This is a genomic window from cyanobacterium endosymbiont of Braarudosphaera bigelowii (assembly GCF_020885515.1).
In the GTDB taxonomy this organism is placed as follows: Bacteria; Cyanobacteriota; Cyanobacteriia; order Cyanobacteriales; family Microcystaceae; genus Atelocyanobacterium; species Atelocyanobacterium thalassa_A.
Window position 1 is genome coordinate 1,454,431 of the sequence record NZ_AP024987.1, and the last position, 23,159, is coordinate 1,477,589.

The 23,159-nt window shown below is 31.1% G+C and carries 19 protein-coding genes and 1 tRNA gene; 11 read left to right on the forward strand and 9 right to left on the reverse strand.

Translation table 11 applies throughout. The features are described from left to right. Nucleotides 1-5: 5 nt before the first annotated feature. Complete coding sequence (locus tag LPC16_RS06005; protein WP_229637262.1) at nt 6-911, reverse strand: undecaprenyl-diphosphate phosphatase; 906 nt, start codon at nt 909-911, stop codon at nt 6-8. A 774-nt stretch (nt 912-1,685) separates the two neighbouring features. On the opposite strand from LPC16_RS06005, the gene gltX reads away from it, so the two are divergent. Beyond that, on the forward strand, nt 1,686-3,137 hold the full coding sequence (gene gltX, locus LPC16_RS06010; RefSeq protein WP_229637263.1) for a glutamate--tRNA ligase: 1,452 nt from the start codon (nt 1,686-1,688) through the stop codon (nt 3,135-3,137). Nucleotides 3,138-3,464: 327 nt separating this feature from the next. Here gltX and LPC16_RS06215 read toward each other — a convergent pair whose 3' ends face one another. Both LPC16_RS06215 and LPC16_RS06020 read right to left on the reverse strand, forming a co-directional pair. Further along, nucleotides 3,465-3,644: a P-loop NTPase family protein gene (locus LPC16_RS06215; RefSeq protein ID WP_315855028.1), complete on the reverse strand. Its 180-nt coding sequence runs from the start codon at nt 3,642-3,644 to the stop codon at nt 3,465-3,467. A 23-nt stretch (nt 3,645-3,667) separates the two neighbouring features. Then, nucleotides 3,668-4,111 (reverse strand): ATP-binding cassette domain-containing protein, encoded by a 444-nt coding sequence (locus tag LPC16_RS06020; RefSeq protein WP_315855029.1) that lies wholly within the window; start codon nt 4,109-4,111, stop codon nt 3,668-3,670. A 410-nt stretch (nt 4,112-4,521) separates the two neighbouring features. On the opposite strand from LPC16_RS06020, the gene LPC16_RS06025 reads away from it, so the two are divergent. Then, a complete protein-coding gene (locus LPC16_RS06025; protein WP_229637264.1) occupies nt 4,522-6,126 on the forward strand; it encodes an NAD(P)H-quinone oxidoreductase subunit 4 in 1,605 nt (534 codons plus the stop codon). A gap of 290 nt (nt 6,127-6,416) precedes the next feature. Further along, the gene (locus LPC16_RS06030; RefSeq protein ID WP_040054310.1) at nt 6,417-6,893 is read left to right on the forward strand and encodes a CRR6 family NdhI maturation factor; all 477 of its coding nucleotides are present in this window, start codon (nt 6,417-6,419) and stop codon (nt 6,891-6,893) included. A 14-nt stretch (nt 6,894-6,907) separates the two neighbouring features. Here LPC16_RS06030 and folK read toward each other — a convergent pair whose 3' ends face one another. The 3 genes from folK to LPC16_RS06045 form a co-directional block, all read right to left on the reverse strand. Next, a complete protein-coding gene (folK, locus tag LPC16_RS06035) occupies nt 6,908-7,378 on the reverse strand; it encodes a 2-amino-4-hydroxy-6-hydroxymethyldihydropteridine diphosphokinase (RefSeq protein WP_040054309.1) in 471 nt (156 codons plus the stop codon). A gap of 128 nt (nt 7,379-7,506) precedes the next feature. Then, the gene (locus LPC16_RS06040) at nt 7,507-10,164 is read right to left on the reverse strand and encodes an efflux RND transporter permease subunit (protein WP_229637265.1); all 2,658 of its coding nucleotides are present in this window, start codon (nt 10,162-10,164) and stop codon (nt 7,507-7,509) included. Nucleotides 10,165-10,330: 166 nt separating this feature from the next. After that, nucleotides 10,331-10,639, reverse strand: a complete 309-nt coding sequence (locus LPC16_RS06045; protein ID WP_229637266.1) for a hypothetical protein — start codon at nt 10,637-10,639, stop codon at nt 10,331-10,333. Nucleotides 10,640-10,899: 260 nt separating this feature from the next. Between LPC16_RS06045 and LPC16_RS06050 the strand changes: the two genes are divergently transcribed. Continuing rightward, nucleotides 10,900-10,970 (forward strand) — tRNA-Cys (locus tag LPC16_RS06050). A 186-nt stretch (nt 10,971-11,156) separates the two neighbouring features. Here the strand turns inward: LPC16_RS06050 and LPC16_RS06055 are convergent. Both LPC16_RS06055 and rpaB read right to left on the reverse strand, forming a co-directional pair. Continuing rightward, a complete protein-coding gene (locus LPC16_RS06055) occupies nt 11,157-11,987 on the reverse strand; it encodes a phosphoadenylyl-sulfate reductase (RefSeq protein ID WP_229637267.1) in 831 nt (276 codons plus the stop codon). Between the two features lie 671 nt (nt 11,988-12,658). Continuing rightward, nucleotides 12,659-13,390, reverse strand: a complete 732-nt coding sequence (gene rpaB / locus LPC16_RS06060) for a response regulator transcription factor RpaB (RefSeq protein WP_040054306.1) — start codon at nt 13,388-13,390, stop codon at nt 12,659-12,661. A 244-nt stretch (nt 13,391-13,634) separates the two neighbouring features. Between rpaB and radA the strand changes: the two genes are divergently transcribed. From radA to LPC16_RS06090, 6 genes are all read left to right on the forward strand, one after another. Continuing rightward, nucleotides 13,635-15,098, forward strand: a complete 1,464-nt coding sequence (gene radA / locus LPC16_RS06065) for a DNA repair protein RadA (protein WP_229637268.1) — start codon at nt 13,635-13,637, stop codon at nt 15,096-15,098. Between the two features lie 376 nt (nt 15,099-15,474). Beyond that, the gene (locus LPC16_RS06070; protein ID WP_229637269.1) at nt 15,475-15,921 is read left to right on the forward strand and encodes an LptA/OstA family protein; all 447 of its coding nucleotides are present in this window, start codon (nt 15,475-15,477) and stop codon (nt 15,919-15,921) included. Nucleotides 15,922-15,977: 56 nt separating this feature from the next. Next, the gene (lptB, locus tag LPC16_RS06075; protein ID WP_040054304.1) at nt 15,978-16,706 is read left to right on the forward strand and encodes an LPS export ABC transporter ATP-binding protein; all 729 of its coding nucleotides are present in this window, start codon (nt 15,978-15,980) and stop codon (nt 16,704-16,706) included. Between the two features lie 51 nt (nt 16,707-16,757). Beyond that, the gene (locus LPC16_RS06080) at nt 16,758-17,906 is read left to right on the forward strand and encodes an LptF/LptG family permease (protein WP_229637270.1); all 1,149 of its coding nucleotides are present in this window, start codon (nt 16,758-16,760) and stop codon (nt 17,904-17,906) included. A 5-nt stretch (nt 17,907-17,911) separates the two neighbouring features. Further along, on the forward strand, nt 17,912-18,709 hold the full coding sequence (locus LPC16_RS06085) for a type 1 glutamine amidotransferase (RefSeq protein ID WP_229637271.1): 798 nt from the start codon (nt 17,912-17,914) through the stop codon (nt 18,707-18,709). A 221-nt stretch (nt 18,710-18,930) separates the two neighbouring features. Next, a complete protein-coding gene (locus LPC16_RS06090; RefSeq protein WP_040054301.1) occupies nt 18,931-20,223 on the forward strand; it encodes a glutamyl-tRNA reductase in 1,293 nt (430 codons plus the stop codon). A gap of 1,146 nt (nt 20,224-21,369) precedes the next feature. On the opposite strand, the gene hemJ is transcribed toward LPC16_RS06090, so the two are convergent. Continuing rightward, complete coding sequence (gene hemJ / locus LPC16_RS06095) at nt 21,370-21,921, reverse strand: protoporphyrinogen oxidase HemJ (RefSeq protein ID WP_229637272.1); 552 nt, start codon at nt 21,919-21,921, stop codon at nt 21,370-21,372. A gap of 283 nt (nt 21,922-22,204) precedes the next feature. Between hemJ and LPC16_RS06100 the strand changes: the two genes are divergently transcribed. Continuing rightward, nucleotides 22,205-22,855 carry a lysophospholipid acyltransferase family protein gene (locus LPC16_RS06100; protein ID WP_229637273.1) on the forward strand — a complete coding sequence of 217 codons (651 nt, stop codon included), beginning with the start codon at nt 22,205-22,207 and terminating at the stop codon, nt 22,853-22,855. The last annotated feature ends 304 nt before the right edge of the window (nt 22,856-23,159 follow it).

Here is a 23,159-nt window from a genome sequence, read left to right on the forward strand (position 1 = left end):
CTCAGTCAAGACAGCAACATATCTATAAGGATAAATGAACCAAACCCTAGACGGTACCATACAAATATCCAAGTACTCTGTTTTTGTAAGTAATTTATGAGCCAGGCAATAGATAAATAAGAAAAAATAATAGAGGAAATTATTGCTGTAAGAAGAGGTAATATAGTTTCTTGAGAGAATCCAGTGTTAAAAATCTCAGTTAACTCGTATAAACCTACTGTAGTTATTGCAGGAATACCTAATAAAAAAGAAAATCTTGCTGCAGTTTCTCGTTTCAAATTTAGAAAGAGTCCTAGCGTAATAGTTGAACCTGATCGAGAAACTCCAGGAACTATAGCCAAAGATTGGATCGCACCCATAAAAAACGCATCTTGCCATCTTAATTTATCAAAGTTACGCTCATATTTTCCAGTTTTTTCTGCTAGTGCTAATAATAAAGACATAATAATAGAAGAGGCTGCAACCATTCCACTACTACGTAAAATAGAATTATCTATATCAGTCATAAAAGTTTTTGCTAGATATCCAATTATGAGAAAAGGTAACGTTCCCATAAAGATACCAAAGCCCATACGAAGATCATGAGATTTCAAGTCATGCTTTTGAATTGCTGTAAACGTACCTGTAACTATCTTTCTTAGATCCGACCAAAAGTACCATAAAACCGAAATAATACTTCCCAATTGAATTACTGCAGAAAAATTTACTCCTGGATCACCCCATCCTAAATAAGAAGGAATTATTTGTAAATGGGCTGTACTACTAATAGGTAAAAATTCTGTTAATCCTTGTATCATACCTAGAATGATAATTTGTAAATAGTTAAAACTTTCAATTGTCGAAGATGGATTTTCTAATGTTATATTTTGATTAATTGATAACTGAGAAAATATTAAAGCGAGAAAAAACATAATTTCTTGAACCAGAAATAAAAGATTTAAGCTACTTAAAGTTAGCTATAGGCTAGCATTTTTAGTATATACTTCCAAGTGTTTTATCTTTTTGATATTCTGAATATCCTAATCCATAACGCAATAAAATCTAAATATCTATAGTCAAAGCTTAAAATTAGCTAGTCCTCAGTATGTTTTTTAGCTATGAATAACATTTTGCCTCAGTAGATACTTATGATATGAATGTAATGTACATAAATATAATACATACATGAATTGAGATTAATAGTTTAAGATTTCATAGTTAAAAACTAAAATTTAAATTGTGTTTCTTAAATGGAATACCAGGATTAGTATTGATATAAAACTCATAAATTTATTTTAAACTCTACTAAAAAAACTATACAAATTTCTAGTATAGATCAGAAAAGCAATTATCCTATTGGGTCAATGGTTTTAAACTTTTTATCAACTTTTATATAATAGTTTTTCTATTTAAAAATAAGAACTACATAAATATTCGATACATAATATCCTAAAGTGTATAAAATCTAGGTTCGTAAAAATTCTTTATTAATGCGTTATCTTGACTAATGCAGTGCATAAAATTTGTAAATTTTGTAAGAGTAAAGATTTATGATCAAAACTATTACTATGATTATTTTTAGAATCTATTTAAGTAAAAAATAATAGTATTAACTTATAGAAGATGGAAATTAATAGTTAAGTTTTTTTCCATTTTTAATTCCTTTAGAATATATTAGGGCTAGTTTTAACTTTGAGGAAAATTTTGTGACTGTAAGAGTTCGTATCGCCCCTAGTCCTACTGGAACTTTACATATTGGTACTGCCAGGACAGCTATTTTTAATTGGTTATTTGCTAATCGTCACAAAGGTAAATTTATTTTACGTATTGAGGATACAGACGAGCAACGTTCTAAGCCTGAGTTTGTTGAAGATATAAAGTCAGGATTAACTTGGTTAGGTTTAAATTGGGATGAAGGACCTTTTTTTCAGACTCAACGTTTGAATTATTACCATAAAACTATTCAAAAATTACTTGATCAAGGTCTTGCATACAGATGCTATTGTACTTTAGAGGAGTTGGAAAATATGAAAGAACTACAAAAATCCAACAATCAAGCACCTAGATATGACAATCGCCATCGTTATCTAACAAAAACACAACAAGAATCTTTTAAGGCAGAAGGAAGAAAATCCGTTATTAGATTGATAATAGATGACGAACAAGAAATTCGTTGGAATGATTTAATTAGAGGACATATGACATGGAAAGGTAGTGATCTTGGCGGAGATATGGTAATTGCTCGTGCTAGAGAAAATTCAGAAGTGCCATTTGGACAACCTCTTTACAACCTTGCTGTGGTAATAGACGATGTAGATATGAACATCAGTCATGTAATTCGCGGAGAAGACCATATAGCAAATACTGCCAAGCAAATTTTACTATATGAGGCATTAGATGAAACAATCCCATACTTCGCACATACACCTCTAATATTAAACCAGGAAGGTCGTAAACTCTCAAAAAGGGATGGAGTTACTTCTATTAATGACTTTCGCGAAATGGGTTTTTTACCCGAGGCTCTTGTTAACTATATGAGTCTTTTAGGATGGACTCTATCTGATAGCACTCAAGAGATTTTTACACTACATGAAATCACAGAAAATTTCGATTTAGAACGTGTTAATAAAGCAGGTGCTAAATTTGATTGGAGTAAATTAGACTGGATTAACAGCCAATACCTTCATAAGATATCAGCACAGGAACTAGTAGATTTATTAATTCCATATTGGGAAAAAAATAATTATCTGATTGACATCGATTTTGATCGTCAATGGCTAGAACGTATAGCTATTTTAATTCAACCTAGTTTAGTTCGTTTAAATGATGTTATAAAAGAGAGTTCTTTTTTCTTTGGAGAAAATATAAATTACGATGACGAAGCAATGCTACATATGAAACAAGAAAGTGTTAAAGATATTCTTGAATTAGCCTTAACAAAAATTGAAGAAAACTCTATCTTAAATGAAGATGATATTAAAAAAATAATTAAGGAAATTGTTAAAACATTTAAAGTAAAAAAAGGACTAGTGATGCGCTCTCTCCGGGCAGGTTTTTCCGGAAAGTTACACGGTCCAGACTTAATTGAGTCTTGGAGAATATTGAATACAAAAGGATGGGATAAAAGCCGTTTAAAGGATTTATTAAATATTCTCTAAATTTGAGGGATAGGAAGGTAATATAAAAAATTTCTTTCTATCTTTCTAATTCACAAGATAGTTAAGTGTATACTAATAAAATATCAGTACATTTTCAAATTACTAAATTATATATTTGACTAAAAAATTTAAATCAGATTTCTTAATTTTGAATAACTTATATAAAAAATAATAGAGAATTTGTAAAATTATATTTTGAAATATTGGTATTTTAATTCAAGATAGCTTAGAGTTTCTCTCATTTTGCTAAAAAATTTTCTATAATTATTACTTAGAATTCTCTCGAATTAATTAATTGAGGCTGCTTTTTTAGCATATGATTTTTCCCTAATCTAATTTTAAAATATATTTAGAGAAGCCTTTTATAATTTTTAAATTATGGTTGAACATAATAATAGAGGTTTGTGTATATTGTGTAATATTAATAAGTAAATCTGTTATCTGATTAGCTTTGAGATCATCTAGTGCAGAGGTGGGCTCATCTAAAAGTAATAACTTAGGCTTCATAATTAAACCTCTGGCAACTCCAATTATTTTCTCTGTCCTAAAGAGAGCTCTAATTCATTACGTTCTAGCCATTTATCTGGAATGAATAATCTAGATTTCCATTCTTCAAGTCTTTGAGTTATTTCAGTTTTTGAAATATTCTGTATTTTTAGAGCATAGCACAAAGCTTCGTGAACATTCATTCCTAACAGTTTGGTTTCTTGAGGTACTAAAACTATTTGCTGGCGTAAATAAGTAATAGGGATTTTTTTTAACGGTCGAGAACAAAAAAAAATTGTTCCAGTAGTTGGTTCTTGTAAACGATTTATTAAACGTAATAGAGTCGTTTTTCCAGATCCAGATGGGCCTATTAATGCTAAACGTTCTCCAGTAACAAGATTAAAGGAAACTTTCTCTAAAAGCTTATTTTTTAAAGAAGGATTATTTAATCCAATGTTAGATAATTGCAACAAAATTTTTCTAGACATCTACAATTGCATTTTGAAAATGTTTAAAAAAAAAAGATATGTTATCTTTTCCACAATATTTATGATGTACTATCTAGCCATCTTAATATCAATTGTAGTACCAGATTTTTTCTGTACTACAATTAATATTAAGACTTTTATTTTATTAATCATACATACTTCTACAAGTAGCTGTAAATTAAACCAAGACGAAATATATTTGTCAAAATTTTAACTTATCAGCTTTTCTTAAAATAGAAATCACTTTTTTTCTAAACTATGTTATGAAATTTTGATAAAAAACAACACTGACAAAAAGCGCAAACCCATATACAGAAAGTATGTAAGTTTTTGTTCAATAATATTTGTTTTCAATCTTGTAATATAACTTTATATAATATAAGTGAACAAACGTCACATATATCAAAGCCATGTTTACGAACAATATTCCCTGGCTAACTGCTCTTATTCTCTTACCTTTGCTTGCTGCCTTTGCTATTCCTCTAATTCCCGATAAAGATGGGAAGACCCTTCGCTCTTATTCATTGGGTGTAAGCTTATTAAACTTTGGTTTAACTATTACTGCGATATCTAGCGGATATGACTTTAGCAAAACTGATCTTCAGTTTTCAGAAAACTATAGCTGGATTCCAAGTATTGGACTTGGTTGGTCTCTAGGTATTGATGGTTTATCAATGCCTTTAATTGTCTTATCAGGACTTATAACAACTGTTGCGTTACTGGCATCCTGGAATGTACAGAAAAAGCCACAGCTTTTTTATTTTCTAATGCTAGTGTTATATAGTGCTCAAATTGGTGTTTTTGCTGCACAAGACGTTTTACTATTTTTCTTTATGTGGGAGCTAGAACTTGTTCCCGTTTACCTGTTGATCTCTATCTGGGGTGGTGAAAAACGATTATATGCAGCTACAAAATTTATCTTGTATACTGCTCTTGCCTCTATCGGAATTTTAATTTCTGCTCTTCTTCTTGCTTTTTATGGTGATAATGTCACCTTCAACATGGCAGAGTTAAGTATGAAAGAAATACCTGTCTCCCTGCAAGTTGTAATATACATGGGTTTCTTAATAGCTTATGCAGTCAAATTACCAATATTTCCTTTTCATACCTGGTTGCCTGATGCACATAGTCAAGCCTCTACCCCAGTATCTATGATATTAGCTGGTGTTCTTTTAAAGATGGGCGGATACGGACTTATTCGTTTTAACATGGAAATGTTACCTAATGCTCACATTATATTTGCTCCTTTATTATTAATTCTGGGAGTTGTAAATGTTGTCTATGGTGCATTTGCAGCATTTGGTCAAACTAACCTTAAGCGCCGTCTTGCCTGTTCTTCATTATCACATATGGGCTTTGTTCTTATTGGTATATCTTCATTTACTGAAGTAGGTATGAATGGAGCGGTGTTCCAGATGGTTTCACATGGTTTAATAGCTGCAGCCTTATTCTTTTTATGTGGTGCTACCTATGAACGTACTCATACTTTGATGATGGACGAGATGGGTGGACTTGCTTTAAAAATGCCTAAAACTTTTGCATTATTCACAACTTCAGCAATGGCTTCTCTAGCTTTACCTGGTATGAGTGGATTTGTGGCAGAGCTTACTATTTTCTTAGGAGTCACTGAAAGCGACGCCTACACCGCAGCATTTAAAACTGTAGCCATATTTCTTACAGCAGTAGGTCTGATTTTAACTCCTATTTATTTATTATCCATGTTAAGAGTTGTTTTTTATGGACAAAGTAATGAAAAGCTGGAGTTAAGTAAGTTTAATTTAGATGCTAAGCCGCGTGAAATATTTATATCAGCTTGCTTAATTCTACCTATTATTATTATGGGCTTATATCCTAAGCTAGCCACAGAAACTTTTGATGCAAAAACTGTAGAAGTGAATTCTAAAGTTCGCTCTGTTTTGCCAATAGTTGTACAAGAAGCAAGACTCCACTATCATCAGGACAATGTGAACAAAAAATTATTTCCTGCAGTATTAATTAATACTAAGATCAATTAATTATGTAAAGATACATTTTTTACGATTTGAGGGGTGGGGCTATTATAATAATAGCCCCACCCCTCAAATCGTAAAAGACTTTTGTAAATTAAAAGCTGAAAATGAAATATATATTGTAAGGTTTAAAATATATATTGAGCAATCAAACTTGTCTAACAAAATTATAGTTTCAATACATGAAAACTAGATATATAATTTAATTTAAGGTTCTCTTGTAAAATCAAAGTTGTTTTTTTACTTGATAAGCTTCTTGCTATAAATACAACTAATATATATATAATAAGATTCTAATGACCAAAATAATCTTAATAAAACAGAATGATATAGTTAACTTGGATATTAGTGTCATCACTAATATTATCGAACCAAAATTAAAAAAAGAAGAGGTTATATCACTTGAACAAACCTTCACCTTTGATATTGAGTATCCCCAACCATCTAGCGATCCTAGAGAACTATCTGAAATTTCTGAAATCCGTTTATGGTTTATTCGTCTAGATGGAATATACCCATGGATACCTTTTATTTTAGATCCCAAAAAAGGAGAATTAGCAAGATATACAGCAATGCTAGTTCCTCATCAGTTCAATAGAGTAAATGGAATCCAGTATAATTCTGAGGCACTAGAAATCTTTGTGATGCATAAGTTATTTATCATATCTGATTGGCTAAAAAAACAAAATATCTATTCTATATTTCGTTTAAAAAATATTGCTCAGTTACTAGGCTATGATGTTGAAGAGAATTTTTTTAAAAAATTGTCTTAATAAAAAAAAGAACACTACACAATATTTTTATCAGATATTTCTTGTAGATGTTCCTTAACTGTTTTTCTCGTTATTGGATGTTTCCAGGTAGACGCTATAGTACAAAGGGGTAGCAAAACGAATTTACGTTTTGTCATTTGAGGATGTGGTATTTGTAAAAAAGGTGTCTCGATAATCAAATGTTCGCATAACAAAATATCTAAATCCAGAGTTCTTGCACCCCATTTTTCATCTCGAACCCTTCCAAATCTTTTTTCAATATTCAATAAAACTTCTAATAATTTTTTAGGATTAATTGGTGAATTTACAATGACACAACCATTGTAATAGATAGGTTGTTTTGGTCCTATTGGAAACGTTTTATAGAAAGGAGAATATGAAGTTAAATCTATATTAGGATACCGAGACAAAAGTATTATTACTTTATCCAAGATAGCACATGAATCTCCTAGATTACTTCCTAAAGCAACTGCATATTCAACCATATTTATTACGTAAAACATCATATAACTACTTTAAATTATTGATTATTAAAATATTTATTTAATCTTCTAATTTATATAGTTCAGTATCTTAAATATCCTTGATAACTTTTAAAAGTTGATTGAAATTATTAAAATTCAGCTTTATTCTTCGAACCTGTAATTTTGTCTGAAATATCTTCTAGTAAAGTATAGAGAACTGGTACAACAATCAAGCTTAATGCAGAAGAAGTAAATAATCCTCCAAGGATCGCTACAGCCATTGGTTGTCTTAATTCAGCTCCAGCACCTAATCCAATCGCGATTGGCAACATTCCTAAGATACTTGAAGCAGTAGTCATTATTATTGGACGTAACCGAACTTCTCCTGTTCTTAAGATAGCATCATGACGACTCATGCCTTGTGCTCTAAGTTGATTAGTGTAGTCCATCAATAGAATGGCGTTTTTGTCTAAAAGTCCTAGCAAAAATATTAGCCCAATTAATGAAATCATTCCAAAATCATTTTGCGTAATTAATAGAGCAAACATTGCTCCAACTATTGATAAAGGTAGAGATAAAAATACTACAAAAGATTCTAAAAAGCGTCCGAAAGTTAAGTATAGGATTATCATCATACATGCGATAGCAAAAAATAAGGTAATAGCAAATTCTTTAAAAATGCTAAGAACTTGAGCAGATGCTCCTTGGATCTCAAAATTAACATTATCAGGTAAAAGTTTCGTGGTTATTTCTTTTACTTTCTTGGTAGTATCTCCTAAGCCTACGCCTTCAAATAAGTTAGCAGTTAAATATATAACTCTAGTTTTTTGAAAGTGTTCAATTAAAGAGTTATGGCTATTAATCGATGATAATTTAATATCTGCTAAACCTGATAAGCTATCTAAACGTCTTTTTAAATCTTGGGCCGTCTTCTCAAGACTTTCTAAGTTATCACTTAATAATGCTATTTTCAAAGGACTATCGTCACCAGTCTCAATAAAGAGAATATCCTCTACACTTATACTTCCTCCTCTTAAAGTTGGAAATTTCCTTCTAAGTTCATTTTGAACCTGACTAGTGCTTAAAGATCTGTTTTCTTTGAGCCTGACGTATATCTTTCCTTTGAGCGGATTACCTTGATAGCCAGCAGTACTATAAACTGATAAGACGTTAGAATTTTCCAAAATGACGCTTTCTAATTTACTAGCAACACGATAATTTTTCCGCAATAGAAAACGTTCGGGAGACTGAGAAAAATCTTGAAATAAAGAAAAATTATTGTTATCTAAGTTTTTATCATGAGCTACTTGTAAACGCTTCGGAATTTTAGGAGATGGCAAATTATAAATTACATTAAACTCTCCTCTATCTAGTTTTGGAATAAAACCTTGAGGAATGAATGGAATTAATGCAATTCCAATTAAAAAACTTACAAGAGCGGCGCTAATAACTATCTTTCTATTACATAAAGACCAATTTAGGAGTCGACGATATTCTTGGGCAAGAAAAAATGGTTTTTTATGAGTATCTAATGATTTTTTTGTTGGTTTTATCCAATATATTGCTAGAACGGGAGATAAAGTACGAGCTACTAACAGAGAAATTAAAACAGCTGCAGAAATAGTAATACCAAAGGGTTTGAAAAATTGTCCTAGGCTTCCCCCAATAAATGCAATGGGAAGAAAAACAGCAGCTAGAGTTAATGTCGAAGATATGACTGTTAACCCAATTTCATCGGTGCCTTTAATTGCTGCTTCACGTGGAGTCATCCCATTATCAATATGACGAGTTATATTTTCTACATCTACAATTGCATCATCAACAATAATACCTATAACAAGAGCTAATCCTAACAAGGTAATTGTTTCTAAATTGAATTTAGCTATAGCTATGACAATGAAAGTTCCCAATAATGATATAGGAATAGCTAAAGCAGTAATTAAAGTTGCTGGAATATTACGTAAACAAAAAAATATAACTAGAACAGCTAGGATAATAGCTCCCATCAATGCTTCTAATGTTGCTTGACTAGCTTCTTCAATATAGTTAGCTTGATTCTCAGCAATAGTTAATCGAATATCAGGTAGTGTTGCACTTAAATTAGTTACTTCTTTTTGAACAGCTGCAGCAACATCCAAAATATTACTATCTGCAGTTTTAACTACTTGAACTGCTAGAATATCTTCTTGGTTAAGCCTAGTTAAAGTTAATAGTTCTGAGTCTAGTGCATCTCTTTCTTCATCTTGAAAGAAACCATCTCCTAGTAGTGAAACTCTTTTAACCCCTGACAAAGATTTAAGCGAAGGAATAATATTTTCTTTTGCAACCGATATTAAATTTTCAACCTCTATAGTCTTACTAGATATTGCATAAGTAACTGCTACAGATTCATTTAAATTAATAGCTTTAACTTCTTCTAAAACTGCATCAGAAGATAAACTTGCCTTTTCTAATGATTTTTTAATAGCTGAAGCTGACTCTTCTAAGCTTGATCCTGCAGGAAAACTAATATTAATTACGGTTTTACCAGGATAAGTGGAAGACATTAATTCTACTTCAGGAATTGAACTTAAAGCAGTTTCTAAAGGATTGGTAAGTTGTTGCTCGGTTTCTAAAGTGGTTTCTAGGGGTATATTTCCACTAACGATAATTACGGGAAAAGAAATTTCAGGAAATAAGGCGTATTTTAGAGAATTAAAGGCGAATATACCTGAAATAGCAATAGTAATTACTATAAACAAGGTGACTTTTGTATATTTAATTGCTATGCGGGAAATGTTTAGGTATTCTCGCCAAGATTTTTTCATAAAAATTCGTACCTTTTTACACCATTTACATAATTAATACATAGTTAAATCATGAGCCTACTTTAAAAGCTAGGCTTTAATAAAGTTTTGGAGTTATTGTTTCTACTAGTAATATTTTTATAGTATCTTTCGAAAATATTTAGTATCTTCTCTATTATCTGAAATTTCAACTATCAAAAAGAATATTATCGAAAATAGCTTGAAAGCAAGTCTCTCCAAATTTAGTTAGAGTTTGTCTAGCTTTACCATCTTTAGCACGATATTTATTGTAAAGTGTAGAGAATGCTTGACTAGAATATTTTTTCTTTAGCGAACGGATAGTACAGTTGCATCCTTCTTTCGCTTCATTTTCATTTAGTCCAGCTTTCTTTGCTTCAGGAACGCATGCTTGATTGTAAAATTGTGTGAATGGGTCAGCAGCGTTTACATTAGAAGAGACAAGTATTGTACTTAATCCTAAAGAGCAACACACCACATTTGTTAATAACTTCTGATTTATATTCATATTGTACATAAGGGCATAACAAGATTATAGATTAATACCTTGCATCCTTGCCTTGCAGTCTATTATTTAATATTATGGTAGTAACACTAACATTATACTGGTTATTTCTACTGTACAACTTGTTTTGACAAAGAAAATGTAGTTTAAGGTTCTTAAGAAAAATTTGAGATTTATATATTATTAATTTCTGTTTTTATTTAATAATCTTTGCTATAGTATAAATATTGTTCGGCGGCATGGCCAAGTGGTAAGGCAGAGGTCTGCAAAATCTTTATCCCCAGTTCGAATCTGGGTGCCGCCTTATTTTATATATTTATAAGTTTTTCGTTCAATTTACTACTCTGAACGAGAGACTTGTAAGTCAACCGAGCTACATACAATTGATAATTACTAGTTAATAAGTAACATTTAATAAGCTTATTACTCGATTTCGTATGTTAAAGTATTAATCCATACCTCAGTTTTCGACTAAAATATCCTTTAACTATTAAAGATTACTAGAATCTAGACTTTCAGCTACTTCTGGAGAAAGAGGTAAATGTAAACCACATTCTTGTTTTAATCCGTGAAAACGAGTGTCTCGTTCATTATTGTCATCTGCTTTCATTGGACGACTTGAATGCCAATCTCCCACACTAACATATCCTTTTTCAAAGTAGGGGTGATATGGAAGTTCATTAACAGTTAAGTAATTATAAACATCACGAGAGTTCCAGTCTAAAATAGGATGTATTTTATATTGTTTCTCTCGTAAAACAATTGTTTCTAGAGATTTGCGGTGTTCTGTTTGTTGACGACGTAAACCAGCTAGCCAAGCCGTAGAATTAAGTTCTTTTAAAGCTCTTTGCATTGGTTCAACTTTACGCATAAAATCATAGCGGTTTAGAGCATTAACATTTTGGTGTTCCCATAATTTACCATAAAGAGCTTCCATTCTTGCTGGAGTAAGAGAAGATTGATAGACTTTTAAATTTAGGTTAAGTCGTTCAGTTAGTTCTTGGGCAAATCGATAAGTTTCTGCAGGAAGGTAACCCGTATCAACCCAAATAACTGAAATATCCGGAACTACTCTAGTAGCTAAATGTAACATTACTGCAGCTTGAATACCGAAACTTGTGCTGATAACTAGCCCATTACCAAAAGTTTCTGCTGCCCACTCTATAACTTGTTGAGCGCTGGCATCTTTTAGTTTATGTTTAACCTCTTCTAAAGATAAATCAGGTCTACCAATTTCTTGAGCATCGGTATTGTAAAGATGTTCAGAAAGCTGCTGATTATTCAGATAAGTATTTACAGAACGGAAATCTGATTTGGACATATGATAATTCTTTTATACATTCAATAATTATGTTTTAAGAAAAGTAACTACAATATAATATAAAATTAGAAGGCAACAGTTAATCTTGTACAATTATATCTTGATTGATTTAGAGTAGATATCTTAATTACAATAATAAAGCAGAATTTAATAATTTATACCGAAAAAAGTTACTAATATAAATTTATACAAACATTTGTTATTTGTGCAAATTTACAAAATTATCAAGTAGATTTTAAATAATTATTCTAAGAATAAAAATCTTCCATAGATATTAAAAATAAAGCATTCTAAAAATAACAGCTACTTTTTATATTTTTGCAGATTCTTAAAAAGCTATTCAAAGATTATTTCTTAATAACTACGAAATGTCTCATTTTTATTCTACTTGTCATGTAATAAAATTGATTTCTATATTAAAGTTTTGTACTCCATAAAATTTTTTGCATAGCAAAGATTTTTCCTAATCTACATGTTGTTTGCTACTGACTTCCTACCAAAAATATAGATATTTTAACAGTCAGAATTATAAGACAGCTTTAGACTTTAATAACTCATAATCACCTGGGGAAAATATTATGAAGTACTTCTAGAAACAAAAAATTTAAATATAATTATTTAGAATATTAAAAAATTAAGTTTAGTAGTTAAATTGATTATTTTCTTTATTTTTATAACTCTTCTCCAGGTTCTAAAATACGTTGAAAAAGATATCCAGTACCTCTCGCTGTTAGTATTAGTTCAGGATTACTTGGATCATCTTCTAACTTTGCTCTTAAACGAGAAATATGAACATCTACTACTCTAGTATCTACGTGGCGTTCTGGAGTATATCCCCATACTTCTTGTAATATTTCTGAGCGAGAGAAAGGTTCACCAGAACGGCTTACTAACAATTCCAATAAACTAAATTCCATTCCTGTTAAACGTATACGCTCATCACCTTTATAAACTTGACGTTTATTTGTATCAATTTTTATCGAGGCAATAGAAATTACCCCAGAATTAGGAATTCCTGGAGTACTGCTTTTCTCTACTCGTCTTAATACAGAACGGATCCTCGCCTCTAACTCTTTTGGTGAAAAAGGTTTAACTACATAATCGTCAGCTCCTAATTCTAGTCCTGTAATACGATCAGCAACATCTCCTAAGGCGGTCAACATTATAATTGGTATATCTGATTCTTTACGTAATTCTTGACATACTCCATAACCATCTAATTTTGGCATCATTACGTCTAAAACGACCAAGTCAGGTACTGTATTATAAAAAATCTCTAAAGCTTCCTCTCCATCAGCAGCTGTTACAACATCATAGCCAATCATAGAGAGACGAGTCTCTAAAATGCGACGTATACTTGCTTCGTCATCAACTACTAGGATTTTCTCTTTATATGTTTCCAATTTTACTCACACTCCCTAATTATTAAGTAAAGTTATCAGCTTCTATTAAGTTAAATAGCTAACTATCAGTTTCAATAAGATTCAGAATATTTTTTTGTTATCCTTGCGTTTAAGTTATTGATTTAGAATATAAGTATAATATAAGTCTAAAAGTAAATATTTTCCTAACACTTTTTATCGTTTTCTCTTTTTTTAAACTATATTCAATTCTTTAATTTTTTTTAATGATTCTACAAATTTAATTATGGTTAAGAAACGAACCGTATATATATGCAGTATGTGTGGGACAGAATCTGTTCAATGGTTTGGTAAATGTGAATCTTGTCAAAGTTACGGAACTCTAGAGGAACAAATTATCGTAATACCAAGCCCTTCTGAAAACATTTTAAGAAGAGAAAAGATATCCTATTCTAGCAAAGAGAATAACCTTCGAAATACGCCAAAACCAAATATTTCAAGTTGTTTTGACGAAATTACGGAAAATGAGAAAATGCAATTTCACTCTGGATATAAGGAATTAGATAGAGTTTTAGGGGGTGGAGTTGTTCCAGGCTCTTTAGTTTTAATTGGTGGTGATCCTGGTATTGGAAAATCAACTTTATTGCTACAAGTAGCTAATAAATTAGCTCAACAATTACCTCGTATTTTATACATTTCTGCAGAAGAGTCAGCACAACAAATTAAGCTACGTGCTTCTCGTTTGATGATGTTAAATACTGAGAAAATAAATAATAAAAATATAGAAAAAAAAGAGCTAGAGAGATGTAATAGTAAAAGTCTTTTTATACTATCAGAAACAAATCTAGAAGAGATTCTTAGAGAACTAGAATCTCTTCAGCCGCAAGTAGCTATTATTGATAGTATTCAAACCTTATATCTTGCAACATTGAACTCAGCTCCTGGTTCTATTTCCCAGGTTAAAGAGTGTACGTCAATCTTGATGCAATTAGCAAAGAGAGATAACATCACTTTATTTATTGTTGGACATGTAACAAAAGAAGGAACCATTGCTGGTCCTAGAGTATTAGAGCATTTAGTGGATACAGTACTATACTTCGAAGGAGATAGATACGCTTCTCATCGTCTTTTAAGATCAGTCAAAAATCGTTTTGGTGCTACTCATGAAATTGGTATTTTTGAAATGATTGAAAGTGGGCTGGTAGAAGTGAAAAATCCCTCAGAATTATTTATGGGAAATCAAAATGAGATGGTACCTGGAACATCTCTCGTTGTTACCTGTGAAGGTACTCGACCCTTAGTTGTCGAATTACAAGCCTTAATCAGTCCAACTAGTTATTCTTCTCCTCGCCGTTCCACAACAGGTATAGAATATAGCCGCCTACAGCAAATATTAGCCGTATTAGAAAAAAGAGTGGGAATTCCTTTGTCTAAATTAGATGTATATGTTTCATCTACAGGGGGTTTAGGTGTTGAAGAGCCTGCAGCAGATCTAGGAATAGCAATCGCTATTGTTGCTAGTGTTAAAGATCAAATAATTATTCCAAATACTATATTAATTGGTGAGATAGGATTAGGTGGGCAAGTTCGTTCGGTACCACAAATAAAACTACGCTTAAAAGAAGCTGTTAAATTAGGCTTTACAAGAGCTATCATTCCAAATGGTAAAAATTATACTTTCAATATTAATTTAGAGATTATCTCTGTAGGAACAGTAATTGATGCTATTAATGCTGCTTTTTTGGGTTAAAAGATTATGAGCAAAGAGTACTGGAATTTTTAAGTACTTTAAATATGCCGTAAATATAGAAAATTATATTTTTGTAGCTTAGTTAAACATCATTAGTCAATATAGAGCAGTGAAGGAAAATATTTTAAAGTTCTAAAATATTTTTCTAATTTCAAAGAATAATAATTCTTGATAAAGTTTTTGAAATAATTGAAATCTCTATTTTTATTATTAACACAAAAAACAGTTTTATAATCGTTTCAAAGTTAGATTAAAATTGCAAGTAATTTTGTACAATTGAATTTTATAGATGAAATAACACTTCATGTTTAACGTATGACATAATCTTTAACTTTTGGGTAAGATATAAATAACTGAAATTTAAAACGTATATCTTATGTTTTCTACATCTACTATATTAACTAAATATGTGTTAAAAGCATTAAGACTTACCTTACCTATTGTTATTAGTATATTTACAATAAAAGTCAGTGAAGATAAGGCCTTCGCTCAAACATCTGCATTACCTACTACTTTAACTGTTCGCTCTGATATTCAAGAAGCAAATTCTGAAACTGGTACTGTGACAGCTAGAGGAAACGTTCAGTTTTTTTATCCTGCTCGTAAACTTCAAGGAACTGCTGCTCAGGCTCAATATTTTAGTCGAGAGCGACGTCTAGTTTTGACGGGTAATGTTTATATTCTTGAAAATGGAAATAGTATAAGATCTGAAAGTATGGTATATCTAATGGATGAAGGACGGTTTATTGCAACTCCAGAGCCAACTCAACAAGTAGAATCAATATATTTAGTTGCTCCAGATTCAGAAACGGCTCCATATTAATCCATTTTTTCAGATGGAAACAACTTTTCTAAACTTCTGATTCTTGAAATTTTTTTATGACACTGATTTTAGAGAATATACACAAAACTTATGGAAAGCGGAATATTGTCAATCGGGTTAGCATTAGAGTAGCACCTGGTGAAATTGTCGGATTACTTGGTCCTAATGGTGCGGGTAAGACTACTACTTTTTATATAGCAACAGGTTTAATTAAACCTGACAAAGGAAAAGTCTGGTTATATCAACAAGATGTTACCTGTTTACCTTTGCATAAGAGAGCTCGTTTGGGTATTGGCTATATGACCCAACAACCTAGTATTTTTAGATATCTTACTGTTCAAGAAAATATTCAAGTTGCCCTCGAACAAACAAATATTACTTTCAAACAAAGAGCACAACGTCTTAATGGTTTACTTAAAGAGTTTCGTTTAGAAAAAATTGCTCATACAAAAGGATCTCAAATATCAGGAGGAGAGAGACGTAGAACAGAGTTAGCACGTTCTTTAGCCATGGGGAAAAAAGGGCCAGACTTTTTATTATTAGACGAACCTTTTGCCGGAGTCGATCCTATTGCTGTTTCAGAAATCCAAGTCATGATTGCTCAGTTACAAGAACGTAAAATGGGAATCCTTATTACCGATCATAACGTACGCGAAACTCTTGCTATAACTAATCGAGCTTATATCATGCGTGATGGTCAAATCCTAGCAGCTGGAAGTGCTGAAGAGCTATATAGTAATTCTTTAGTACGACAATATTACTTAGGAGAAAACTTCCAAATCTAAAATCATATAGACATTATAGATATTGGTCAAGTAAATTACCTTAAAATCAGAATGAGAATAAAGATTCCTAGCTTATCAGTTGTAGATCGTTATTTATTTTTAGAGCTATTATCACCTTTCCTCTTTGGAATGGGAATTTTCACTTCCTTAGGCTTATCTATTGGAACTTTGTTTGATTTAGTACGCCGAGTAACAGAGTCAGGATTAGTTTTAACAGTTGCCTTTCAGATTTTATTGTTAAAAATTCCAGGATTTTTAAGTTTGGCTTTTCCTATGGCTATACTATTAGCAGCTTTAATGGCGTATAGTCGCTTGTCTAGTGATAGTGAAATTATCGCTTTACGTAGTTTAGGCATAGGAATATATCGTCTAGTAGTTCCTGTAGTCATTTTCGGTTTCATAGTAACAGGATGTGCATTCATCGTTAATGACTGGATAGCTCCTGCTGCAACTCATAAAGCAGCCATAATATTAGAAGAAGCTGTTAATCAGAAACGTCCTGATTTTAAAAGACATAATATTGTTTATCCAGAATATAAAACCATTAAGGGAAAAAATGGTCAAGAATCTAATATCTTGACTCGGTTATTTCATGCTGAAGAATATAATGGTGAAGAGATGAAAGGTTTAACTATCTTAGACAGAACACAAGAAGGTGTTAATCAAATTGTTACCTCTGAGTCTGCAACTTGGAATATTTCAAGTAATACCTGGGACTTCTTTAACGGCACCATTTATCTTATTGCTCCAGACGGTTCATACCGTAACATTGTACGTTTCCAGCATCAGCAACTAGCATTACCCAAAGCTCCCTTAGATCTAGCAGGTCGCAGACAAAATTTTACTGAAATGACTATATCAGAAACTAAAGAATATCTTAAAGCAGTTCAATTTAGTGGAAATGAGAAACGTATCAGAAAAGTTAAAGTACGCCTACAGGAGAAATATGCTATGCCCTTTGTTTGTTTAATTTTTGGCTTAGTTGGTGCTTCTGTTGGAGTAAGGCCCCAAAATACTAATAGAGCAACTAGTTTTGGCGTATGTGTAGGGCTAATTTTTGGATATTATATCCTTGCTTTTATGAGTACTTCATTAGGTATTTGGGGTATTCTCACTCCATTCTTAGGAGCTTGGTTACCTAATATTCTGGGATTAGGTGCAGGTAGTTTGTTATTAGCTCAATCAGCAAGTCTAAAATAATTAATATGTCACAAAAACTAATACTAAATATTGGGTGGTTATATCCTAATTTAATGAGTACATATGGTGATAGGGGGAATGTCATTTGTTTACAAAGACGTAGCCAATGGAGAAATATACTGGTTAATATTATTCCTCTTGACCAAAAAGTTGATGCATCTTGTTTTTCCAAAATTGATATAGTTGTTGGCGGAGGAGCTCAAGACCGCCAACAAGAAATTGTCATGAGAGATCTGAAAGGAGCTAAAGCAGAAATGTTAAAATTTAAGTTAGATAAGGGTACTCCTGGTGTTTTTACTTGTGCCTCTCCTCAACTTTTAGGTCATTACTATGAATCTGCTTCTGGTCAACGTATCAATGGATTAGGTTTACTGGATATAGTTACGAAGCATTCTGGATCAAATATATCCCGATGTGTTGGCAATATGGTATTTCAGATTACAGCATCTCCTTTAGCAGAGGAAATCAAACAAATGTCAGGTGAAAATCCTTTTGTTATAGGTTTTGAAAATCATGGTGGACGCACTTATTTAGGTAATGTTCAGTCCTTAGGAAAAATAATATTAGGATATGGAAATAATGGAGAAGATGGATGTGAAGGAGTTTTTTATCGGCATGCTATTGCAACTTATTCGCATGGTCCATTATTAGCAAAAAATTCATTTATTACTGATTGGTTGATAAAAACAGCATTAAAAGAAAAGTACCAAGAAGATATAACTCTCATAAATATTGATGATAATTTAGAAAAACAAGCAAGAAAGACTATTTTAAAAAAATTGAAATTATTTTCTAGTATATAAAAACAAGTTTTATTAGTTAATATAAACTTGAATTGAAAATAAGAAAGTGAATGAGAATTTAAAGTTCAACTTTTGTTTTATTCTTAATATAGAGTTTTATAAAGATTCTTTTCGAAGTATTTGTTACCAGAACAGTTTAGATATAAATTGCAAGAATCAGAAATAGCAAAAATTATCCTATTTTTAGTTAACATAAGCTTATTCCCTTATTAGGAGAACATATGAATATCGCAGTAGTAGGCTTAAGTCATAAAACTGCTCCAGTTGAAGTTCGAGAAAAATTAAGTATTCAAGAAACTAAGGTTGAAGAAGCAATAATTCATTTACGAAGCTATCCGCATATAGAAGAAATAGCCGTTATTAGTACCTGTAATCGTTTAGAAGTTTATGCAGTATTAACTGATACAGAAAAAGGAGTTATTGAAATTATTCAATTTCTTTCTGAAACTAGTCGTATACCCTTGGGATATCTCAGGCGTCATCTTTTTATATTACTTTATCAAGATGCAGTACGTCATCTATTTAGAGTTGCTGCAGGATTAGAAAGTTTGGTTTTGGGAGAAGGACAAATATTAGCTCAAGTGAAGACTACGTATAAATTAGCTCAAAAATATAAGGGAATCGGTAGATTATTAGATCGTTTGTTTAAACAAGCAATTACTGCTGGCAAAAGAGTTCGTAGCCAAACAAACATAGGAACTGGAGCCGTATCAATAAGTTCTGCTGCAGTAGAACTATCTATAACTAAAGTCAATGATTTAACAGATAAACAAATTACAGTTGTTGGTGCAGGAAAAATGGCACGCCTATTGGTTAAGCATCTTTTAGCCAAAGGTGCAGTCTCTATTAATGTTGTTAATCGTTCTAGGGTTCGAGCAGAAGAGTTGGCAAAAAAGTTTCCTACAGCTCAGCTAACCTTAGTTCCTTTTGAAGAAATGATGACAGCTGTAAAAAATTCACATATTATTTTTACTAGTACCGCAGCTAGTCAACCAATTTTACATCGAGAAAATCTTCGAGAAGTTGTATCTACACAAGAAAAATTAATGCTGTTTGATATTTCTGTTCCTCGAAATGTAGCGACAAATGTACAGGAAATGGATCTTGTAGAAGTTTATAATGTAGATGACTTAAAGGCAGTAGTGGCAAAAAATCACTCTAGCCGTCGCCAGATAGCGTTAGAAGCGGAAAAATTATTGGAAGAAGAATTAGCGACTTTTGAATTATGGTGGCATTCTTTAGAAGCAGTTCCAACAATTAGTTGTTTAAGAACTAAAATTGAAGGTATCAGAGAACAAGAACTAGAAAAAGCTCTATCTAGATTAGGGGTTGAATTTGCAGAAAAACACCAAGAAGTAGTTGAAGCTTTAACAAGAGGAATTGTAAATAAAATTCTACATGAGCCTATGGTTCAGCTACGCGCACAACAAGATATTGAAGCTCGACAAAGATGTTTACAATCTTTGCAAATGTTATTTGATCTAGAAATTGAAATAGAAAAGCAATTTAGTTAAATATAATTATTTAATATTTAACTAAATTAATGTTTTATATAATTTTTTTGTTTATATATAGTGGGCAAAATCGCTAAATAGTATTTATTTTAACTAACGCAATTCTTATCTTATTTTAAGCCTAATTCTCGTTTCAAAAGACTAATAAAATCTTCTAGGATAACATTCTGAACATATTAATTTAGGGGGATAAAGTAAATCATCTCTTACTAATAGAATAGCTCTTTTAACTACAGAATAACTGGCTAAATCACTAATAATTTTGTTTGTGCTGAGTTCACTAAAATTGATAATTGATGTTAACTATTAACCTGGGCTGAAATTAACAATAAATCATTACCTCTCAGGCTGCGAATCCAGATTTCTGCTACTCTGATTATTCCAATATTTACACTAACAATTCCTAAACGAGTACTTTTTTTGGAGTCTTTCTAATAACTTCAATCTCTTTAGTATGATCATAAATATCAATGGAAAGCACACAGGTTTTATAGACTGAAGTAATAGTTTCCACTTCTAGGGTCGAATTGTCGACTAGTTACTATACAGAAAGCATTTGAGCTAATTGTTCTATAGGTACTAAGAAAATGGGAATATTAAGAGCGCTCTTTAATTCTTGCAGTACTAGTTTTCTTGTGCTTATATCTTGATCTGGTACTATAACTATAATTTGTATACTGCAAAGTGCATATCAATAAAGTGCATATCAATTCAAAACTTCTAAAAATAGCTCTTGAATTTCAAAGAAAGTCAATCCTTTAAATTTTTATGAATTAATGCGATCGCATTAAGGTATTTGATGAACTGAGGGTAATTAGATAAAATAAATTGTGATCCATAGCTATTGTCTTTATATATATATCAGAACCTATTGCCAATTCTACAAGTCAATTTCTTCAAGTTGTTTATATTAATTTGACAACATTTTGTTTTAAACAATTCTTCTATAGTTAGTTGTTTTACGAATTAAATACCATTATTTTTACTAGCTAACTAAATTATAAAAATATTTTGTAGTTCAAAACAAGAGGTTGTAATATTGTAATTTTTACGAAACGAAGAAATTAATATCTATTAACATTACTAGGTTTATTTAATTTTTATTAAAGTGAAAACAAAGTGTAGTACATCAATTCAATTTATGTACTACACTTTGTTTTCTTCGGAAAAACGTCTTTTTTTTGCATATAATTGAATAGATATCATCATTAAAATTACTAATAATACGAGTAATAAGGTAACAAAGTTAAGCGGCAAGTTATTTTTAAATATAACCAATAAAACTATAGAAACTAGTAGAATGGTAGGAGCCTCATTGAGCATCCTAAATTGTTTACCTGTCCAGAGACAAGTATCTTGTTCTAATTGTTTTATTATTTTTCCGCAATAATAATGATAAATCAAAAGTAGTCCAACAAATAGCAACTTAACATGTAGCCACCAAGATTGTAAGACAGTTTTATCTGTAGAGACTATCCCTATTGCCATTACCAATGTTACCAGCATACCTGGAGTTGTAATTATATTATAGAGACGCTTCTCCATTAACATATATTGAGTTTTAAGAATAGTTTTTTTCGGTTCTTGTTCTTCATTAGCTTCAGCGTGATATACAAATAGACGTACTAAATAAAATAATCCAGCAAACCAAACTACAACACCAATTATATGAAAAGCTTTAAACCAATAATATTCCATAATTTTCTAAAAAATAATTGTTTCAGGAAAGGTATCATTTGTTCTTTAACTACTTGCTAAAGATCTTCAATGAGAATTAAAAAATTTTGTTTTGTTAATATGATAAATTATAAATTACCATAGAAATGTTAAATATAAATAATAAGAATAGAACTTAAACTTATAATGCATCTAAATACTAGCGCACTAGCCCTTTTAAGAATCTAAAAATTACATCAATTTTAATCTAATTAATTGCCAATTAATTAGTAAACGATATAAATAAGATCACAAAACAACTCAAATGGAAAATAATAGTTTTCGAAAAAGAGAATCTATTCTAAGCTTTATACTATATCATCTCTTGAAAATATTGATAGTTAATCCTCTTTTCTTGACTTATTTTCGTGGAAGAATATATGGGCAAGAAAATATTCCTAAGGGGAAGTCAGTTATTATAGTAAGTAATCATTCTAGTTATTTTGATCCACCTCTTCTATCTTCATGTATAAACCGACCCGTAGCTTTTATGGCTAAAGAAGAATTATTTAAAGTTCCTGTGTTAGCACAAGCAATGCGTTTATATGGAGCTTATCCCGTCAAAAGAGAGACTGGTGATCGTGGTGCAATTAAATCAGCATTGAATGCACTAAGGGACGGTTGGTTAGTTGGTATTTTTATACAAGGAACTCGTACTTATGATGGGAATATTAATCATCCAAAATTAGGAGCAGCAATGATTGCCAGCAAAACTCAAACCCTCCTATTGCCTGTATCTTTATGGGGAACTAATAAAGTTTTAAGGAAAGGTTCTTATTTTCCTATGCCTGTACCTATAACTATCCGTATTGGAAAACCTATAAATCCACCCCAATCAAATAAGCGTCAAGAACTGAAAGAAGTTACTCAAGAATGTGCTACTCGAATTAACTATTTAAATAGTTTAGGGCGCTAATACTAGCTACTAGTATAGTCAATGTTCAATTTTTTTATTAAAGTGATAAATCTTATATTAGATCAATAATATTTGATGAGGAAAATCAATAAAAGCAATATGAGTCAAAATTTAAAGAAAGAAGAACTTAAACAATCTAATTTTACAGATGTTTACACAGTCCTAATTTAAAAATTAATTCTATAGCAATTAAGATAGAAACTATTGAACTAGTGCTCCATAAAGATAGCTTTAGTATAACTATGTTATTTTAATATTTTTATTAAAATAATACGCATTTTTCAGATATAAGAAGAAGACATTA